General features: G+C 36.5%; 16 protein-coding genes. 1 reads left to right on the top strand and 15 read right to left on the bottom strand.

Annotated elements, in window-relative coordinates; translation table 11 throughout:
• Nucleotides 1-157: 157 nt before the first annotated feature.
• The 15 genes from CS937_RS16090 to CS937_RS16020 all read right to left on the bottom strand — a co-directional run bounded on the left by CS937_RS16090 (nucleotide 158) and on the right by CS937_RS16020 (nucleotide 17,820).
• Nucleotides 158-379 carry a hypothetical protein gene (locus CS937_RS16090; protein ID WP_099159490.1) on the bottom strand — a complete coding sequence of 74 codons (222 nt, stop codon included), beginning with the start codon at nucleotides 377-379 and terminating at the stop codon, nucleotides 158-160.
• Entirely contained in the window at nucleotides 376-1,533 is a 1,158-nt protein-coding gene (gene mmsB / locus CS937_RS16085; RefSeq protein ID WP_099159489.1) for a multiple monosaccharide ABC transporter permease, read from the bottom strand. The genes CS937_RS16090 and mmsB overlap by 4 nt, the downstream gene beginning before the upstream one ends.
• Before the next feature lie 3 nt (nucleotides 1,534-1,536).
• Nucleotides 1,537-3,069 (bottom strand): multiple monosaccharide ABC transporter ATP-binding protein, encoded by a 1,533-nt coding sequence (mmsA, locus tag CS937_RS16080; RefSeq protein WP_099159488.1) that lies wholly within the window; start codon nucleotides 3,067-3,069, stop codon nucleotides 1,537-1,539.
• Between the two features lie 87 nt (nucleotides 3,070-3,156).
• On the bottom strand, nucleotides 3,157-4,233 hold the full coding sequence (gene chvE, locus CS937_RS16075) for a multiple monosaccharide ABC transporter substrate-binding protein (RefSeq protein WP_099159487.1): 1,077 nt from the start codon (nucleotides 4,231-4,233) through the stop codon (nucleotides 3,157-3,159).
• A 298-nt stretch (nucleotides 4,234-4,531) separates the two neighbouring features.
• The gene (locus CS937_RS16070; protein WP_099159486.1) at nucleotides 4,532-5,662 is read right to left on the bottom strand and encodes a GntR family transcriptional regulator; all 1,131 of its coding nucleotides are present in this window, start codon (nucleotides 5,660-5,662) and stop codon (nucleotides 4,532-4,534) included.
• 140 nt (nucleotides 5,663-5,802) lie between these two features.
• On the bottom strand, nucleotides 5,803-7,287 hold the full coding sequence (araA, locus tag CS937_RS16065; RefSeq protein WP_099159485.1) for an L-arabinose isomerase: 1,485 nt from the start codon (nucleotides 7,285-7,287) through the stop codon (nucleotides 5,803-5,805).
• A 25-nt stretch (nucleotides 7,288-7,312) separates the two neighbouring features.
• Nucleotides 7,313-8,971 (bottom strand): ribulokinase, encoded by a 1,659-nt coding sequence (locus tag CS937_RS16060; protein WP_099160089.1) that lies wholly within the window; start codon nucleotides 8,969-8,971, stop codon nucleotides 7,313-7,315.
• Nucleotides 8,971-9,675 (bottom strand): L-ribulose-5-phosphate 4-epimerase, encoded by a 705-nt coding sequence (gene araD / locus CS937_RS16055; protein ID WP_099159484.1) that lies wholly within the window; start codon nucleotides 9,673-9,675, stop codon nucleotides 8,971-8,973. Before araD ends, CS937_RS16060 begins: the two co-directional genes overlap by 1 nt.
• Before the next feature lie 186 nt (nucleotides 9,676-9,861).
• Nucleotides 9,862-10,845, bottom strand: coding sequence for an aldo/keto reductase (locus CS937_RS16050; protein WP_099159483.1), 984 nt, complete (start codon nucleotides 10,843-10,845; stop codon nucleotides 9,862-9,864).
• Between the two features lie 108 nt (nucleotides 10,846-10,953).
• Nucleotides 10,954-11,661, bottom strand: coding sequence for a copper homeostasis protein CutC (locus CS937_RS16045; RefSeq protein WP_099159482.1), 708 nt, complete (start codon nucleotides 11,659-11,661; stop codon nucleotides 10,954-10,956).
• A 17-nt stretch (nucleotides 11,662-11,678) separates the two neighbouring features.
• On the bottom strand, nucleotides 11,679-12,671 hold the full coding sequence (locus CS937_RS16040) for an asparaginase (RefSeq protein ID WP_099159481.1): 993 nt from the start codon (nucleotides 12,669-12,671) through the stop codon (nucleotides 11,679-11,681).
• Between the two features lie 252 nt (nucleotides 12,672-12,923).
• Nucleotides 12,924-13,721, bottom strand: a complete 798-nt coding sequence (locus tag CS937_RS16035; RefSeq protein ID WP_176555862.1) for an MBL fold metallo-hydrolase — start codon at nucleotides 13,719-13,721, stop codon at nucleotides 12,924-12,926.
• A gap of 221 nt (nucleotides 13,722-13,942) precedes the next feature.
• Nucleotides 13,943-15,643, bottom strand: coding sequence for an ABC transporter permease (locus CS937_RS16030; RefSeq protein WP_099159479.1), 1,701 nt, complete (start codon nucleotides 15,641-15,643; stop codon nucleotides 13,943-13,945).
• Nucleotides 15,640-16,761, bottom strand: a complete 1,122-nt coding sequence (locus tag CS937_RS16025) for an ABC transporter ATP-binding protein (RefSeq protein ID WP_099159478.1) — start codon at nucleotides 16,759-16,761, stop codon at nucleotides 15,640-15,642. The genes CS937_RS16030 and CS937_RS16025 overlap by 4 nt, the downstream gene beginning before the upstream one ends.
• A 15-nt stretch (nucleotides 16,762-16,776) precedes the next feature.
• Nucleotides 16,777-17,820, bottom strand: a complete 1,044-nt coding sequence (locus CS937_RS16020; RefSeq protein WP_245835769.1) for an ABC transporter substrate-binding protein — start codon at nucleotides 17,818-17,820, stop codon at nucleotides 16,777-16,779.
• A 286-nt stretch (nucleotides 17,821-18,106) separates the two neighbouring features.
• Here CS937_RS16020 and CS937_RS16015 point away from each other — a divergent pair, with 286 nt between their 5' ends.
• On the top strand, nucleotides 18,107-18,997 hold the full coding sequence (locus tag CS937_RS16015; RefSeq protein ID WP_099159477.1) for a glycerophosphodiester phosphodiesterase: 891 nt from the start codon (nucleotides 18,107-18,109) through the stop codon (nucleotides 18,995-18,997).
• Nucleotides 18,998-19,083: the final 86 nt, after the last annotated feature.

Genomic DNA, 19,083 nt, shown 5'->3' with positions numbered 1-19,083 from the left:
CATAAAAATTCCTGTAATCGTTTACACATATATTTTATTAAAACTTGTGGGAAATTTCAATACTTTTTTTAAATATTTTATTTAAGCGGCTTGCGGATTCTGAAAAGATGTATGATCTACTTGCATGTCGATCACGAAAATTTGCCTTTCACATCTACTATTTCGTGGGGATCGTATTTGATTGGTTTCCGCTCGTATTTTGCCAAATTTGGATCGTATTTTTAATAATTGGCTCGTAATCAATAGTATTTGGATCGTATTGCCATAATTTAGGGGATATAATGTGGGAAACAACTGCATTGTGTAAAAACGAATGCATAAAAAAGAAAGCTGAACCAACATCATGTGGTTCAGCTCTCCCTTCAAACTCATTTCTCATTTATTCTTATTCAACACATCAAACGCAACAGCACTTAACAACACAAGACCTTTAATTGCTTGTTGCCAATCAATACCGATCCCCATTAATGACATACCATTGTTAAGAACACCCATTACTAACGCACCAATGACTGCACCGAAGACTGTTCCGACACCACCGGTAAAAGAAGCACCACCAATAACTGCTGCAGCAATTGCATCTAATTCAAATAAATTACCTGCCTGAGGGGTAGCTGCATTAAGTCGTCCAGCAAAGATAAGTCCACAGAGGGCTGATAGAATACCCATATTTACAAAAACTAAAAACTTTACCTTTTTAGTTTTTATACCAGATAACTGTGCTGCATTAACATTGCCACCAACGGCATAAATATGTCTACCTTGCACTGTATTGTTCATCACATACGTATAACCAATAATTAATAAAGCCAAAATAATTAACACATATGGAATTCCTTCGTAAAGAGCTAAAACATATGTAAAAATATTTATCACTGCTACTAATACGATAAGTTTAGTAATAAATAATGGCACCTTAGCAACTTTAAAATTGTACTTTAATTCATTTCTACGATACCTTATTTCATGAATAATATACAAAACTGATACGATTACACCAACTAATAAAGTAAATAGCTGTAACTGACCTCCCCCTAGTATATCTGGTAAGAAATCAGAACTCATTTTACGAAATCCATCTGGAAATGGTGCAATAGTTTGCCCATCTAAAACAACCAATGTTAATCCCCTAAATAATAACATACCGGCAAGGGTAACAATGAATGAAGGTATATTAACATAAGCAACCCAGAATCCTTGCCACGCCCCAATTACCGCGCCGATCAATAAACATATAAGGATACTTGCAAACACGGATAATTCAGATTGTACCATCAGGACCCCTGCAATAGCACCAACAAATGCTGCTACGGACCCGACTGACAAATCGATTTCCCCCGTTATAATGATTAACATCATCCCAATCGCTAAAACGATTATGTAGCTATTTTGCATAATAATATTCGTAATGTTTAAAGGCTGTAATAAAATTCCCCCAGTCAATAGTTGGAATAGAATTACAATCCCTACTAAAGCAATAATCATACCGAACCTTCTGATATTTTCACTTAGTAGATGTTTTATTGCATCCATTTGTTAGGACCCCCAACCTTTTGTCATATATTTCATCAGAATTTCTTGATTTGCTTCTTCTCTATTTATCTCTCCAGTAATTTCACCTTCTGATAATGCATAGATTCGATCACACATTCCTAAGAGCTCTGGTAGTTCAGAAGAAATCATTATGATAGACTTTCCATTGTCAACTAACTCATTAATAATTTTGTAAATCTCAAATTTTGCTCCAACGTCAATACCACGTGTAGGCTCATCTAGTATTAATATCTCGGGATCGGTATAAATCCATTTGCCTAAAACAACTTTTTGCTGATTCCCACCACTAAGATTAACCGTTTCTTGATTGATACTTGGAGCCTTAATATTTATTCGTGATTTTAACGACTCTGCTGCTTTAGTTTCTTCATAAGGATTGATAATATTGTTTTTTGAAACCTTATTTAAGTCTGCTAGAGTGATATTGTTTTTAACACTATCGATTAAAATTAACCCAAATTCTTTTCGATTTTCAGATAGATACGCTATCCCGTTAGCAATTGCTTTATTTACATTTCTAACATCTATTTCTTTTCCATTCTTATATACTTTTCCAGTAATTTTCTTACCATATGATTTACCAAATATACTCATTGCTAGTTCCGTTCTGCCTGCTCCCATTAATCCAGCAATACCAACTATTTCACCTTTTCTAGCATTAATAGTAACGTTATTTAGTATTTTCCTTTCTACTGTTACTGGATGATATGCAGACCAATCCTTCACTTCAAAAACAACTTCTCCTATATTGTGTTGTCTTTCAGGAAATAGGTTAGTTAAATCCCTTCCGACCATTCCCTTTATAATTCGATCTTCACTTATATCCTTGTTCGTATTTACTAACGTTTCAATTGTTTTTCCATCACGTAAAATCGTAATACTGTCCGATACTTTTATTAATTCTTTTAGCTTGTGAGAAATTAATATAGAAGTAATTCCCTGCTTTTTAAGATCAAGTAATAAATTCAGTAGGTTCTCACTATCCTCTTCATTAAGAGCAGAAGTAGGCTCATCCAAAATAAGAAGCTTCACATTCTTTGATAATGCCTTAGCAATTTCCACCAGCTGTTGTTGACCTACTCCAATGTCTATAATTTTTTCTTGCGGGGATAAATTCAAACCAACCTTTTTTAGAAGTTTATCTGTTTTCGTAATCGTTTCATTCCAATTCACAATCCCTTTTTTAGCCCGCTCATTACCCAAAAAGATATTTTCCGCAATCGATAGTTCTGGGATCAGCGCAAGTTCTTGATGAATAATAACAATTCCTAATGCTTCGCTTTGATTAATAGTTTTAAATTTACTGATCTCCCCGTTCAAAACAATATCCCCGGAATAGCTTCCAAATGGATGTACACCACTTAATACTTTCATTAATGTTGACTTACCAGCACCGTTTTCACCTATTAAAGCGTGAATCTCTCCTTGTTGTACATGTAAGTTAACATCATCTAACGCTTTTACACCAGGAAATGTCTTTGTAATACTATTCATTTCCAATATAGTTTGAGACACGATTATCACACCCTTGAAGTGAAAATAAGTAAGATGATTTAGCGAAAAAGCACATTCACTAAATCATCTTTTATTTATTGTGAATTTTTACTTTAAGTCGTCTTCTGAATAGTATCCGGTGTCAATTAACGCTTCTTTATAATTGTCGATATCAACGGATACTGGTTCCAATAAGTATGAAGGAACAACTTTTACACCATTATCATATGTTTTCGTATCATTAACTTCAGGTTCTTTATCATTAAGAACCGCATCGCCCATCTCCACAGCTTTTTTAGCTAATTCTCTTGTATCTTTGAAGACAGTTTGCGTTTGTTCACCAGCAATAATAGATTTGATAGATGCTAGCTCTGCATCTTGACCAGTAATAATTGGCATTGGATTACCATCATTTCCGTATCCAACAGCTTTCAATGAAGAAATAACTCCGATACTAATACCATCATAAGGAGAAAGTACTGCATCTATTTTATCTCCGGTGTAATGAGCACTTAAGAGATTATCCATACGCTTTTGTGCCTCTGCGCCACTCCACCTCAAAGTTGCACCTTGTTCAAAAGTTGTTTGTTCACTTTTAACTACTAATTTTCCTTCATCAATGTATGGCTGTAATATTGACATCGCCCCATCCCAGAAGAAGTAAGCATTGTTATCATCAGGTGAACCAGCAAACAACTCAATATTAAATGGACCATTTCCTTCAGCTAATCCAAGACTCTCTTCTATGTATTTACCCTGTTGTACGCCCACTTGGAAATTATCAAACGTTGCATAGTAACTTACATGGTCACTATTCATAATTAGACGGTCATAAGCAATTACTGGTATTTCCTGACTCTTTGCTTGTTGTAATACATCAGATAACGCCTCACCATCAATTGAAGCGATTACAAGTAAGTCAACACCTTTTGTAATCATGTTCTCTATCTGTGAAATTTGATTTTCAACTACATCCTGTGCATATTGTAAATCCGTTTTATAACCTAGCTTTTCAAATTCCTCTGCCATATTCTCTCCATCTTTAACCCAACGTTCTGATGATTTAGTCGGCATTGCAATTCCAACAAACTTTTCATCATCCCCGCTACCACTTGCCTTATCACCACATGCAGCTAACACAACAACAAGAACAATTAATGATACAAGCATACTAAATTTCTTCATGTATTTTCCCCCTTCTTTTCTCCCTATTTAATAATAGGATAGTTCATTTAATTAGATTAAGCGTGATACTAATTAGATAGCGCTTACATATTACTTAAAATAATAAGGTACCTTTTATTAGAATCTGCTATCTCCAACAAACAAATAAACGTTCGTACATCACCACTCAAAAAAAGATGTATCTTGTACGTACATTTATTATAATTTATTAAAACTTATTTTGCAATACGAATTTTAAGAATTTTTATTCAAAAAAATAAAAGCTATCTCATCTTAAAATGAAATAGCTTAATTGTTACTAAGAAGTAATTGTCTCTGGATTTACATCTTTGGTAGAACTTCTATTTATTATTTCTGGTGGATATACGATCGATTGTATGTTAGATTTATCATTATTTTTAGTACTGGTTTTCATGTTAACTAAATCTATAATTGTATTTGCTGCATCTCTTCCCATTTGACTTTTAGGGTGAACGATAGATGTTAACTTGACTTCCGATACCTCTGATAATGTTGAATCATCATACCCAATGAGCGATAAATCCTCGGGAACTCTAATTTTATTTAAACGTAGTACGTCAAGTAGCTTTATAGCGAGCTCGTCGTTATAGCATACTAAACCGGTTGGCTTATCTGAGTTGGAAGTAAGTAGTTTCTCAAGTTCTTGAATAGGCTTTGACCATTTTTCTAATGTGTTATACGTAATAATATTTTTTGGATTTAACGGTATTTTATAATGTCGATGGGCCTTTAGGAATCCCTTCATTCTCTTGGTTCCTTGCATATCATCCGTTTTAAAACATCCAATTATTTCTTTGTGACCAAGTTTTATCAAATGCTCTGCCTGCATGAATCCTCCTTTTTCCTCATCTATTACAACACTAATTGGTTCCAGTTCATCGTAATACGCGTTAATCATAATATAAGGGATTGATTGGCGTTCAAGATTTAAGTAATAACCGATATTAGGATTGGAGTATGCACTTTTTGTTGGTTCAATAATGATCCCATCAAATTGTTGACTTAGGATTTTCTCTAAAATCCGTTTTTCATTTTCATGATCATTGTTCGTACTAAATATACTTACTTGATATCCTTCCTCACTAAGACGCGATTCAGCTCCTCTAATAATTGAAGGAAATATATAATCCGAAATATAGGTCGTAATAATCGCAATATTTTTCTGGTTACGCACATTTTGCTTTGAATCCAGTGCACTTCTATCAGCACAGAAAGTACCAGATCCTTGTTCACGATATAACCACCCTGTAGTCACTAAATCACCAATAGCTAATCGTACCGTATGGCGGCTAACATCAAATTGTTTCATTAACTCGCTTTCTGAACTTATTTTCTGATGTGGAGTAAATGTACCATCAATAATTTTAGATTTTATTGCTTTTTTGACCATATTATATTTTGTTTCCATTAAAACACCTCAACCAGCATGAATTTGCACATCCTATTATTAACTCATTCGTATAAGTTAATAGTATCATACTCCATACGATTTTATCGAACAAAATAACAGAGCTATAAATTCTAGCCCTGCCATAATTCATACATTATTTATCTCCAATATCCATCACTATATTTCATTTCATTCCTCAATTGACGAGGATTTGTATCTTTGTCAATGACAATACATTCAACCCCAACCATATCAGCAAAATCATAAAGCTGATCAGTGGTAACCGTGAACGAAAATACTGTATGATGCGCTCCTCCTGCATAAATCCATGATTCTGTTGCTTCACTTAGAGAAGGTTCAGGCTTCCACAATACTTTTGCAACTGGCAAGTTTGGTGTCTCTATCGTTGGTTGTTCTGCTTTCACTTCATTAATTACAAAGCGGAATCTGCCACCTAATTCAATTAGTGAAACATTGATCGCATCGCCACCTCGACCATCAAACACCAGTCGGGCCGGATCTCCCTTTCCTCCAATAGAAAGTGGATTTACAACAATCTTAGGTTTTGTGGCAGCTACAGTTGGACATATTTCTAACATGTGTGATCCGAGAATCATTTCGTTTCCAGGCTCTAAGTGATACGTATAATCTTCCATAAACGATGTTCCAACGTTATTTGAAATAACTTTCATTAGTCTAAGAAGTGCAGCCGTTCGCCAATCCCCTTCACCTGCAAACCCATACCCTTGTGCCATCAAGCGTTGCGCTGCTAGTCCTGGAAGCTGCTTCATTCCATGTAGATCTTCAAAATTAGTTGTAAATGCTGTGTAATTTCCTTCATCTAAAAACGCTTTTAACCCTAATTCGATTCTGGCCTGTTCAAGGATGGTGTTCTTTATTGGCCCATTTTCTTTACCAGCAGGATCAATTGCATACAGTCTTTCGTATTCGTTAAACAGCTCTTCTACTTGACTATCAGATATCTGGTTCATCCGTTCAACTAAATCACCGATACCATAATAATCGACAGTCCAGCCAAATTTAATTTGAGCTTCAACTTTATCCCCGTCTGTTACAGCTACATTTCTCATGTTATCGCCAAAACGAGCAACGCGAATATTATCACCTTCCGTAAAACCAACCGCTGTTTTCATCCAATCCTTAATCTTATTTGACACGTTCACATCCTGCCAATGTCCAACAACTACTTTTCTAGCTATATTTAAACGGGTTCCAATAAACCCATATTCCCGGTCTCCGTGTGCTGACTGATTTAGATTCATAAAATCCATATCAATCTTATCCCAAGGAATATCTCGGTTAAATTGTGTATGTAAATGTAGCAATGGTTTCTGAAGCTTTGTAAGACCTGATATCCACATTTTCGCTGGGGAAAATGTATGCATCCACGTAATTAGCCCTGCACAGTTTTCATTTGAATTAGCATTTAAACTTGTACGTCTAATCTCTTCAGAAGTAGTTAAAACAGATTTATATACTATTTTAAAAGGTAGATTCCCCTCTTTGTTCAAACCTTCAACTATTTCCATTGAATGATTTTCTACTTCAGATAATGCTTCATTTCCATAAAGATGTTGACTACCTGTAACAAACCAAAATTCATACGTATTCTTTTTTAACATGATGCTCATCCCCTATACTTTTCTATTATCTTAATGATTTCAATCGCTTCATTACATCGTTTTCACCCCTACCAAAATAATCATGAAGCTCGGAATATTCCTGATAGAGTTTTTCATATATTGATACGTTTTCTGGAATTGGCGTAATGATTTCATCTTTAATACGCGCCATATTTTCTGCCGCATCCAAAATCGTATCGTATCCTCCGTTTTGTGATCCCGCCGCAACCGCACCAAACATCGCAGCACCTAAAGCCGGTGTCTGTTTGGAATCAGCAATCTTAATTGTGCGATTAGTCACATCAGCATAGATTTGCATTAACAGCTTATTCTTTTGAGGAAGACCACCACATGCATAAAGTTCATCAACTGGAACACCGTTTTCATGAAATGCATCAACAATCTTTCTTGTACCAAATGCTGTTGATTCAAGTAAAGTACGATAAATTTCTTCTGGTTTGGTTTGTAATGTTGCCCCGAGTAAGACTCCACTTAGCTCTGTATCAACAAGTACGGACCGATTTCCATTCCACCAATCTAGCGCCAATAATCCAGTTTCCCCTGGTTTGTATTTTGATGCTTCACGCTCTAGCCATTGATGAACATTCAATCCCTCTTTTTCAGCTGTATCGTGTACATAAGCCGGTACCCCTTGATTTACATACCATGCAAAAATATCCCCCACAGCCGATTGACCGGCTTCATATCCAAAATAGCCAGGAATAATTCCATCTTCTACAACTCCACACATACCCTCAACTTGTTTCTCTTCAGACCCTAAAAGCATGTGACAGATAGACGTTCCCATCGCCATAACAAGTTTCCCAGGTGTAACTACGCCTACCGCAGGAACCGCTGCATGTGCATCAACATTTCCAACGGCTACGGCAGTTCCTTCTCGTAAGCCTGTTAACTCCGCCATTTCCTTTGTAAGTTCTCCAGCCTTTGTACCCAACGGAACGACTTCTCCACGTAGCTTTGTTTCTGCCAGGTCTTCCATTCTTGGATCAAGTGCCTTAAAAAACTCCCTATTTGGGTACCCATCTTGCTTGTGCCAAATGGCTTTATACCCTGCCGTACAACTATTTCGCTGTAAATTTTTCGTAATTGCTGAGATAACCCAGTCAGTAGCTTCAACAAACTGGTCTGTTTGATTATATATTTCTGGTGCTTCGTTTAAAATTTGCCATATTTTTGCGATCATCCACTCGGAAGAAATTTTCCCTCCGTAACGTGGTAAAAAATCTTCACCTCTTCGCTCTGCAATTTCATTTAATTGATTAGCTTCGTCTTGTGCCGCATGATGTTTCCATAGCTTAACCCAGCTATGTGGGTTATTTTGTAAGGCATTATCAAAACATAGTGGATCTCCTTTTTTATTTAGGGGAAGCATTGTACATGCTGTAAAATCAATTCCAAGTCCAATAACTTCTTTAGGATTAACCCCAGACTCCTTCATAACAGCTGGAATTGACTGTTTTAAGACTTCAAGATAATCTGCTGGATGTTGCAAAGCCCATTCATGGCCAAGCTTAATGGAGGAATTAGGTAATACATTATCGATAACCCCATGTGGATAGGGAGTTACATGGTCAGCAATCTCTTTTCCATCCTTAAGTGACACAAGTACCGCCCGACCAGATTCCGTACCATAATCTATTCCAATTGTGTAGTTTTCTTTCATCATTCATCTCCCCCATTATTTTGTCCGTAATACGCTTTAGCACCATGTTTTCTGAGGTAATGTTTATCTAAAATTGCCTGATTAATCGATGTTACAGTTGGATTTAATTGATAAGACTGTAATGCCATTTTTGCAACTTCTTCTAAAACGACTGCATTATGAACCGCTTCTCCAGGGTCTTTCCCCCATGTAAAAGGAGCATGACTATGTACAAGTACGCCAGGTATTTCTTGTGGATCATTATTTATGAATGTCTCAACAATTACATTACCAGTTTCAAGCTCATAGTTTCCCATAATTTCGTTGTTACTCATTGGTCGAGTACAAGGAACTGAACCAAAGAAATAATCAGCGTGAGTTGTACCTAATGCAGGTAAATCTTTCCCGGCCTGTGCCCAGCTTGTTGACCACGGGGCATGTGTATGAACAACACCGCCGATTTCCGGGAAATTTTTATAAAGTACGATATGTGTTGGAGTGTCTGATGAAGGATTTAAGTCACCTTCAATAATATTTCCGTCAAAATCAACTACCACCATATCATCCCTTTTTAATTGGTTATAAGGGACTCCACTAGGTTTAATAACGATTAATCCATCTCCCCTACTGACACCGCTTACATTTCCCCAAGTAAATGTCACTAGGTTATGCTCGGGTAACGACAGGTTAGCTTCTAGAACTGCTTGTTTTAACTCTTCTAACATAAATAATTCCACACCTTTCTAAGGGAAATCACCTTGTACGTATAAGATAACATCATTAACATTATAATAATATAATTCGTACGTACAATCAATATATGATTTTTTAAAATGTGTATTTACTATTAATTCTTGCACACAAAAAGACAGGCTCTTGATAGCCTGCCTTTTGTTTTATAAGTTGTTTGTTTAATAAGCTCCCCTAATATATGGTTGAACCTCATTCCGATAAAATACGGATAGCTTTTCCATTTCTTTAGGTGAATAACCCTCCACATTCAATGCCTGTAGGTTATCTTCTACTTGCTTCACATTTCTAAATCCTGGAATAACACTGGTAATTTCGTTATGCTCTAAAATCCATCTTAAAGCAGCCCTAGTCATATTACCTCTACCACTTGCAATCCAATCAAGCTGCTCGCTTAGCTCCACACCTTTATTAAATTCAAGACCGGCAAACGTTTCCCCAACGTTGAACTCTTGTCCATCTCGATTGAAATGACGATGATCATCTGCTTCAAATGTAGCGTCTTTTTTAAATTTCCCTGTTAACAGACCGCTTGCCAATGGTACACGAGCGAGAATACCAACACCCTGTTCATGTGCTTTCGAAAATAATTCTTTTAATGGCTTCTGTCTAAAAATATTAAAAATCACTTGTAACGAACTCACATCATAATTCTCAAGACAATACATACCTTCCTCCACCGTTTCAACACTTACACCGTAATATCTAATTTTTCCTTGAGATTTTAAATTATCTAGCACATTGAACACACTACCATCTTTAAGAACTTCAAATGGCGGACAGTGAATTTGATATAAATCAATCTGCTCCCGGTTTAACCGTCTTAAACTATTTTCACAATACTCCTGAACTCTTTTCAATGAATAATTCTCTGGATCATGTATGTCCCCTGCACGGCAGAACTTAGTTGCAATATGTATAGTAGATTCCTTTCCTTTTGTCGCTTTAGCTAACAGCTCTTCACTATGACCATCACCGTAAACATCTGCCGTATCAAAAAAATTTACCCCTTCATCCATTGCACGGTCTAGTGCATTTAATGCCTCTGTATCGTTCAGTTTCCCCCACGCACCACCTATTGCCCACGTACCAAAGCTTAACTCACTAATAGCTAAATCTGTATTTCCTAGTTTGCGATAATTCATTTTCAGACACTCCCTAACTGTCTATTCTAGTTTAAGAATAACTGTTTAATTATATCATTCTTTATAAATCAATAAATTCCTCCTTTTCTTACACATCAATAGACGAACTCAAATAGTACCTTCATTACCTTTTAATCTATTAATAATGGACCTAACTTCCATTTTATTAAACCCATTCACAAAAGTTTGATCCGTTCTTACCGCTTTACCAAAATGATATTCTTCGGCCATTACCTCATCATGAATCTCCTTGATATTAGAAGGGGTTAATCCAGCACCAGGCATTATGAGAGGACCGTTTAACTTTTTTGACATTTGAACAAGTTCTTGAAGCTTCTCTTTTCCCTTAAAACAGGTATTTTCTCCACCTGAAGTCAGAATGCGTTTCACATGCTGTTTATATTGATCCAGTATTTGGTAAGCTTCTATTTGTAATGGAACTTCATCAAATGCCCTATGAAAAGTAATATCTAACGTTGAAGATATTCTAATTATATCCTCAAGGATCGTTTCATTTATAGTGTTGTCATCATTCAATGCTCCAAATACAATTCTCGTCCCACCAAGCTCTAATATCCTTTTGATATCTTCACGAATAATTTGCATTTCACTATCTGTATAACAAAAATGATAGCTATGCGGACGAATCATAACTTGAACTGGAATAGACACACTTTCAAGCACCTGCTTAATCGTCCCAAAGCTCGGGGTTAATCCGCCTTCCTGAATAGCCGATACTAATTCGATTCGATCTGCTCCAAGTTCTTCAGCTTGTTTTGCTTCCTGTCCATTTTGAACAATAACTTCTAGTATCATATAACCTCCTCCTGTTGTTATAATAAAATTTTCGTCTCACCTATAATTTTCCCATTATCATTTTTTATTTCTTTTGAACGAATTTGTAATAAGCGATCAATCGTTTCCGTGTTACTGTAATTTAGCTCTTTCAAAATTTCAGCAACTAATACTGGCCACACTAATTCAGAACCACTTAAAACTTTTAAAGCAATACTAATTTTTTCTTCCTTTAAGGCTAAGCAATAAACCCCTTGCGCCCCTCCTTTTGCGATGATATTCGCATCTTCCAGCAGTGCTGTACAGATAAAGTTATGCGATGCGACTATTTCTGGTTGTTCATTCATTACCCTGCCTATTTCGTTAACCGCACTAGCTATTTTCACATCTTTAATTTGTTCTGGCGCAACAAATTTTAAAAATGAGATTGCCATATTTTTTAAAGGAACGGCGTGAACTGGGACGCCACATCCATCGACTGAAGTATGTATTTGCTCTGTAGGTGTTTCAGATAGTTCGGCTACATAACGTAAAATTTCCTGTTGTAAAAGATGTCCAATCTCCTCGTATCCATTAAGCTCATAACCTTTTTCTTTGGCATACGCTAAAAATCCGAGGTGCTTTCCTGAACAATTATGCAAGAGCCTACGCCGTGGTTTGTGATCCCAAATGTATTGTTGTTTAGGTTCTTCATTAAGTGGATAGCTATGATTACAGATAAGCAGGTCTTCGGTTAATTGTAACTTTTTCATTAGACTTTCCAGCGCTTCCTGATGATAGTTTTCCCCGCGCTGTGATGCAGTGAATAAAGCTGCTTCCTGGCTATTAAGATTATATTTTTCTATTACTTTAGTTGTAAATATAGGAATCGCTTGAAGCGGTTTCATAGCAGAACGATAAAAAACATGTTGATTAGGATTACCTTTTTGATACATTATTTCTTTTTTATCATTGATTACACAAATAATTCCTTGGTGTGTATTTTCTAATACTCCACCCCTATATTCTTCTGCAATTATCGGATATGTCATTGTTTATACCTCTCTATTAAAAAATTGATTGTTTTATTTATTCTATCATTTTTTAAAGTTAACTATCTAAAATAATGCAAATAAAAATTCCTTTACAATAGACAAGTTTCGCCTACTATAAAGGAATCAAGGTATAAAAGTATCTATATAATGTAAATTCTTAACATATGTTTCAAATAACCTTTGGACTAATTTTTTATCTATTAGCATCAATTTTTTCACTGACAATTAAATATTCAAAACAAGTCCATCTTAAGCACAATTGACACCAATCTTTTTTAGAATTTCAGACAATTCCTCATGTGGAGGACAGTTCTGATGCGAAAAATGAGTTGCGTATATTATTGTATTTTCCGTTATAGCATGAATTGTCAGCATTTTTTCAATCATAAATTGCAAATCTATTATATTTAAATGTACATTGCTGCTATCCTGCTTCAAGCCCTTGGTACATTCAATAATTAACAAATCTATTTTGTGATTCGCTAAATACGGCCACACTCTATCTTCATAAATCGCAGTATCGGAGGCAAATAATACCTTTCTATTTCCATCATCAATAAAATAATTTACAGCATCCCCAACGTTCGGAATATGTTTTGCCTTAATTGACTTTATAAGGTAATCAGGAAAATTTAAGCAATCAAAAGGAAGAACCGGATATCTTTGCAATTTCATATCTTTATCTGAAGATCCATAGGCGTTTAATAAAGTCATTACAGAGGGAGGTGCTACTAGTTTTAGTTGTGGCAGGTTGGTCTGTTGATGCATTCCTTTTGCACGCATCCCCAAGTTTTGTACAAATATGTGGTCAAGGTGACTATGCGTGATTAATGTATAATTCATGTTTATTAAATCGACATCATGAATAGCACAAGCAGCAAAAAGATCAGGCCCCATATCTACTAAAAGATTATCATTAACAAAGTATGAACATCTCTTTCGAATATTCTGACCATGAAACTTACGTGCGTTAGTGCATGTTGTACAATCACAATACGGCATCGGTATACCTTGTGCAGCTGCTGTTCCTAAAAATGTAATCTTCATTACATACATACTCCCTTGTAATTCGAGTTTATATTCTTTTAAAGCTTCACCGCTTTACCACTCTCACTTGCCTTATAAGCTGCTAAAGCAACTTCTATTGTATTTAATTCATCAATTCTGTTAATTCCCGCTGCCCCTAACAAAAGTGGTGGGACAAGGGGTCAGACCCCACGTCCCGGGACGCGGGGTCTGACCCCTTGTCCCGATTGGCCCCTTGTCCCCTATAGTTCCTTCCTCGAAAACCGATTGGCAATTGCCTGCAGCACCAATACTAAAACCACTAAAACAATCGACATAGCTGCTGCTGAGTAATATTCTGCTCTTAATATGTTTTGAAAGATAGCTAGGCTCATAGGTGCCCATTCCGCTGGAGCCATTAAAATAGTAATACTCGTTTCTTTAATTACCGTGATAAAAACTAAAATCGATCCTGCTGCAATTCCAGGTAGCATTAGTGGTCCAATTACCGTAACGGCTGCAGTCAACGTTGAAGCTCCAAGGTTCACAGCCGCTTCTTCTATATCTCCTTTAATTGACTTCATTGTTCCAACTGTCGACCTAACCATATATGGTAGTCTTCTAATGGAATAAGCTATAATTAAAATCGTTGCCGTACCTGTCAGTTGTAATGGAACCGTATTAAATGTTTGTATCAATGCTATCCCGAATGCAATACCCGGAACAATGAGTGGCACTGTTGTCATAAAATCCAATCCAGTTGAATTTCGCCTTACAACAAAATAAGATACAAACGTGGCAACGATAATGCTTAGTACCAATGCCCCAAGTGCCAGGATAATACTATTCTGGATATTACCAAGCGAGTTCGTAAAAATATCTTTATAATGGTTTAATGTATATCCAGCAGGTAACGGATCTACACCCCATGTCGTTGCAATCGACTGCATAAATACCGTCAGCATTGCAAGCAATGGCACCAATACAACAAAACCAGCAAAAACGGACAATGATCCAGACAGTAATTTATTGTCACTAAGCTTCACCTGTTTAGGTTTTCCAGATAATGCACCGTAGTCTTTCCCTTTAAAGAAGTAGTTTTGCAGCCAGAATACAAAGCCTGCTACCGCAATCATGATAACTGTTAAAATAGCCGCCCCACCCCAATTAAAGAATCCGGCAATTTCGCGGTAAGCTTCCACAACCAATAGGTTTAGATCGGTTGGAGCAAGAATAATCGGTGTTCCAAAATCGGAAAAGCTTACAGCAAAAATAACCAATGCGGTAGACAGCATCCCTGGAATGGCTAATGGGAATGTCACCGTAACAAAAGTGAGCCAGCTTTTAGAACCCATATTTCTCGATGCCTCCTCTAAGGAAACATCACTTACTTTAAACGCTGCGACCATTGGCCAAAGTGCGTATGGGAAAAAGAAAAATACTTGTACTAAAACTATTCCTGTAAATGAATATGGATCAATCAGAAACCCTTCTCCACCTATAGCATTGTAAAGGTAGGTTACCCATCCAGCTCTACCGAACATAATAATAAAGGCATAAGCTGATATAAAAGTAGGCACAATCAAAGGAATGGTACATAAAGCACTAATTGTTTTCTTAAATGGCATATTCGTTCGAGCAATCCCGTAAGCTATCGGAACACAAACAATCAATACGATAATAGATACGAAGAATGATAGCCGCAGACTATTCAACAATGCGTTTAAATAAGTACCGTTAGAAAAAATTGACTTAAAATTATCAAAAGTAGAATTCATAAATTGACTAACCGTATGCTGCAATGTTTCAAGACTAATCAGTGATCCGAATAAATTGATAGGTTCATTCGTAAAACTGACCAAGAACACGGATAATAATGGAATAATCAAGAAGAGAAGAAAGAATGCATAGATTAGAAATTTAACAATGCCAATACTAGTCAAATTCCTCTTCAACCGATTCATATTAGCAGCACCCTCTCAGGTGATACGCCCAACTTCACCGATGTCCCAGACTTTAAAATATTATTTCCTGACTCATAGATTGTATCTGCGGTTAGCGTATATTCCCCAACCCTAATATCGTAACGTACGATTGAACCTAAATACGTAGCATATAATATTTCTCCATCGAATGAATTATCATATTCCTTTAAGTCTTCCTTTAAAACATTTATATTTTCAGGTCTAATAATAACCTGGACATCTTGTTTTTCAGCGGTCGCAACTGACTTTACTTTTTGGTTACCAATTTGAATCACCGATAGGCCATCTTCCAGATCAAGCATCTTCCCAGGAATGATATTGGAAGTTCCTACAAAATCAGCAATAAACGGTGTCTTGGGATTGCTATACAAATCTGTTGGTGTGCCTATTTGCAGAATTTCTCCCTCATTCATTACCGCTACACGGTCCGCCATACTCATTGCTTCTTCTTGATCATGCGTAACAAAGATGGTTGTAATTTTTAAATCCTGTTGTATCTTTCGGATTGTATTTCGCATGGTATGTCTAAGTTTTTGATCTAAATTAGATAACGGCTCGTCCATCAGTAATACTTCTGGCTCCATGACTAATGCTCTTGCTAGTGCCACCCTTTGTTGCTGTCCACCAGAAAGTGCACTTGTCAACTTTTTGGCGTGCTCGGTTAATTCAACATATGCTAAAATATCCATAACCTTCGCCTCAATGTCCTTAGGGTATTTGACGAGTCTGCTATTAAGCATTCTCGTATACGTACCAATCTTCTTCAAAACATTACTTTCCTTCAGTCTTTTTACATTCAGACTATAGGCAACGTTATCGAAAACATTCATGTGTGGAAATAATGCATAACTTTGAAAAACCATCCCGCAATTTCGTTGGTTTGGGGTCAACTCATTTATAACCCTATCACCTATTTTAATAACGCCATTTGTCGGCTTTTCAAACCCAGCAATACACCGCATTGTGGTCGTCTTCCCGCAACCAGATGGACCCAAAAGGGCGAAAAATTCGCCCTCTTTAATGTCCAAATTTATATTTTGCAGAACCGTTACATCTGAAAAGTCCTTTGTAAGTTTTTCGACTACAACTGATCCCATGTTCATCAACGTCCTTTACTTTATTTTCGTTTTCCATTCATCCCTGATGCGGTCATAGTTCTCGTTCACCCAATCAATATCTAAATCAACAGCATGCTCTTTTATTTTGTCTAAAGATAATGGCGTTTTAGATTCTACATCAGGATTGATCGGAATATGATACCAATCAGCCAAAATTTGTTGAGCATCTTTTCCTAACATAAAGTCCATAAACTTCTTTCCGCCTTCTGGATTAGGACCATCCTTTACGAGCGTAACTGGATTAACGAGAATTGGTGTTTTCTCTGGAACAACAAAATCTACTGTTTCCCCATTTGCTTGATGTTCGTAAGCCATAAAATCAAAACCCACCGCTATATGTGCTTCACCCATCGCAGCACCCTTAGTCGGACCTGATCCTGAATCCGGAATTGAATTTGCTTGATCCTTTAATTTTTGGAAGTACTCCCAACCTGCTTCTTCCCCATGCTGCATCATATAGCTTAGTACCATTAAAGTAGCCGTACCAGATGCTGCAGGGTTAGGAAATTGAATTTTACCTTTCCATTTCGGATCCAGTAAATCTTCCCATGTCTTTGGTGCCTCTTCTTCTGAGACTAATTCCGTATTGTAGGCGAAACCGAGTACGAACATTTCAGCACCAACATAGTACCCATCCTGGTGCTTTACCTTAATACCATTCTCTACCACTTCCCATTCCTTGGCACTCTCAGGTATGTAGGATGTAATAATATCTTTATCAACAGCTGCTTCAAATGGTAGAATACCACCGCCGCCATACCAAACATCTGCCTGCGGATTACCTTTCTCAGCCATCATTTTATTCACTAATACGTTTGTCCCAGCATAATTCACATTAACCTTCGTCCCATAAAGTTCCTCATATTTTGCAGCTAGTTCTTTAGATAGCTCTGGTGTCTCTGGGGAGTATAATGTTATAGGCTTACCACCATCTCCTCCATCCCCTCCGCCTGAAGATTCTTCTCCAGCACAAGCGCTAAGTAATAATAAAATTAATACAAAACAAATAGATAAAACTAGTGACACTGACTTTTTCAAGTTAACTCCCCCTCGTTTCTAGTTCTCTAACGAATATATGAAACTAATTTGTTTTTATGTAATAAATAAAACAAGTTTATTTTTCATGAAAAATGACCCAAATCCCTTGTAGGGCTTAAGTCCTTTGGGTCAAACTAACTAAAGTTTAAATCATTTAATCTGTCTTTTGACATTATTCTGATAGTTGGATACTATTGGAACTATTAAAGAGGAAGGAGGCTAATAACTCTACTAAACTCTATTTTTCATCTAAGATAATTCATACAATCAAATGAATTTAAGGGAGATGGAAAAAATGAAGAAGTTGTCGTTTAGCTTAGTGATTCTATTAATCTTCACGATCTTTTTATTACCCAGCAAAAATGCAGTTTTTGCATCGGAAGGACCCAATCTGAATCCAAACCGTATTTTAAATGTAGCCCATCGCGGTGCATCTGGATATGCCCCAGAGCATACGATACCATCCTACGATTTAGGGGAAAAAATGAAGGGTGATTATATCGAGGTCGACTTGCAAATGACGAAAGACGGAACATTGATTGCCATGCATGATGAAAAGGTGGATCGAACGACTGATGGGACAGGCTATGTGAAAGACATGACTTTAGCAGAAATTAAGCAGCTTGATGCAGGATCATGGTTCAATGAACAATATCCTGAAAAAGCTAAGCCCGAATATGATGGTCTAAAGGTTCCTACATTAGAAGAAGTCATCCAGGAATTTGGCAGAGGATCAAGATACTATATCGAAACAAAGTCTCCTGAGGTTTATCCTGGTATGGAAGAAGAATTACTAAGAGTTTTAAATAAATATAAGTTAATCGGACCAATTGCCCCATCAAGTAAAGTCCTTATTCAATCATTTAGTCCGGAAAGTCTATTAATCGTACACTCTATGAATCCTAATATTCCACTAGTTCAATTGATTTCTTATTCAGAACCAGCTTCAATTACAGATAAAGAATTAAACGAAATTGCAGAATATGCAATTGGAATAGGTGCAAGTCATACAAAAATTGATGAAGCATATGTCCAAAAGGTACGTCAGCATGATCTATTAATGCATCCTTATACAGTCAATACGAGAGAGGATATGGAAAAGGTCTTAGATTGGGGCGTTACTGGGATGTTTACGAATTATCCAGATGTGTTGGATGAGGTTTTGAAGGGTAGATAGATAAAAAGCAGACCAGGGCTGATAATACCACTGGTCTGCTTTTTTTATATATTTTATTTAGATTAAAGTCCAAACTTCTTACATCA

Source organism: Virgibacillus ndiopensis, from assembly GCF_900187325.1.
In the GTDB taxonomy this organism is placed as follows: Bacteria; Bacillota; Bacilli; order Bacillales; family Amphibacillaceae; genus Virgibacillus_E; species Virgibacillus_E ndiopensis.
This window is presented reverse-complemented; position numbering and strand designations above follow the sequence as displayed.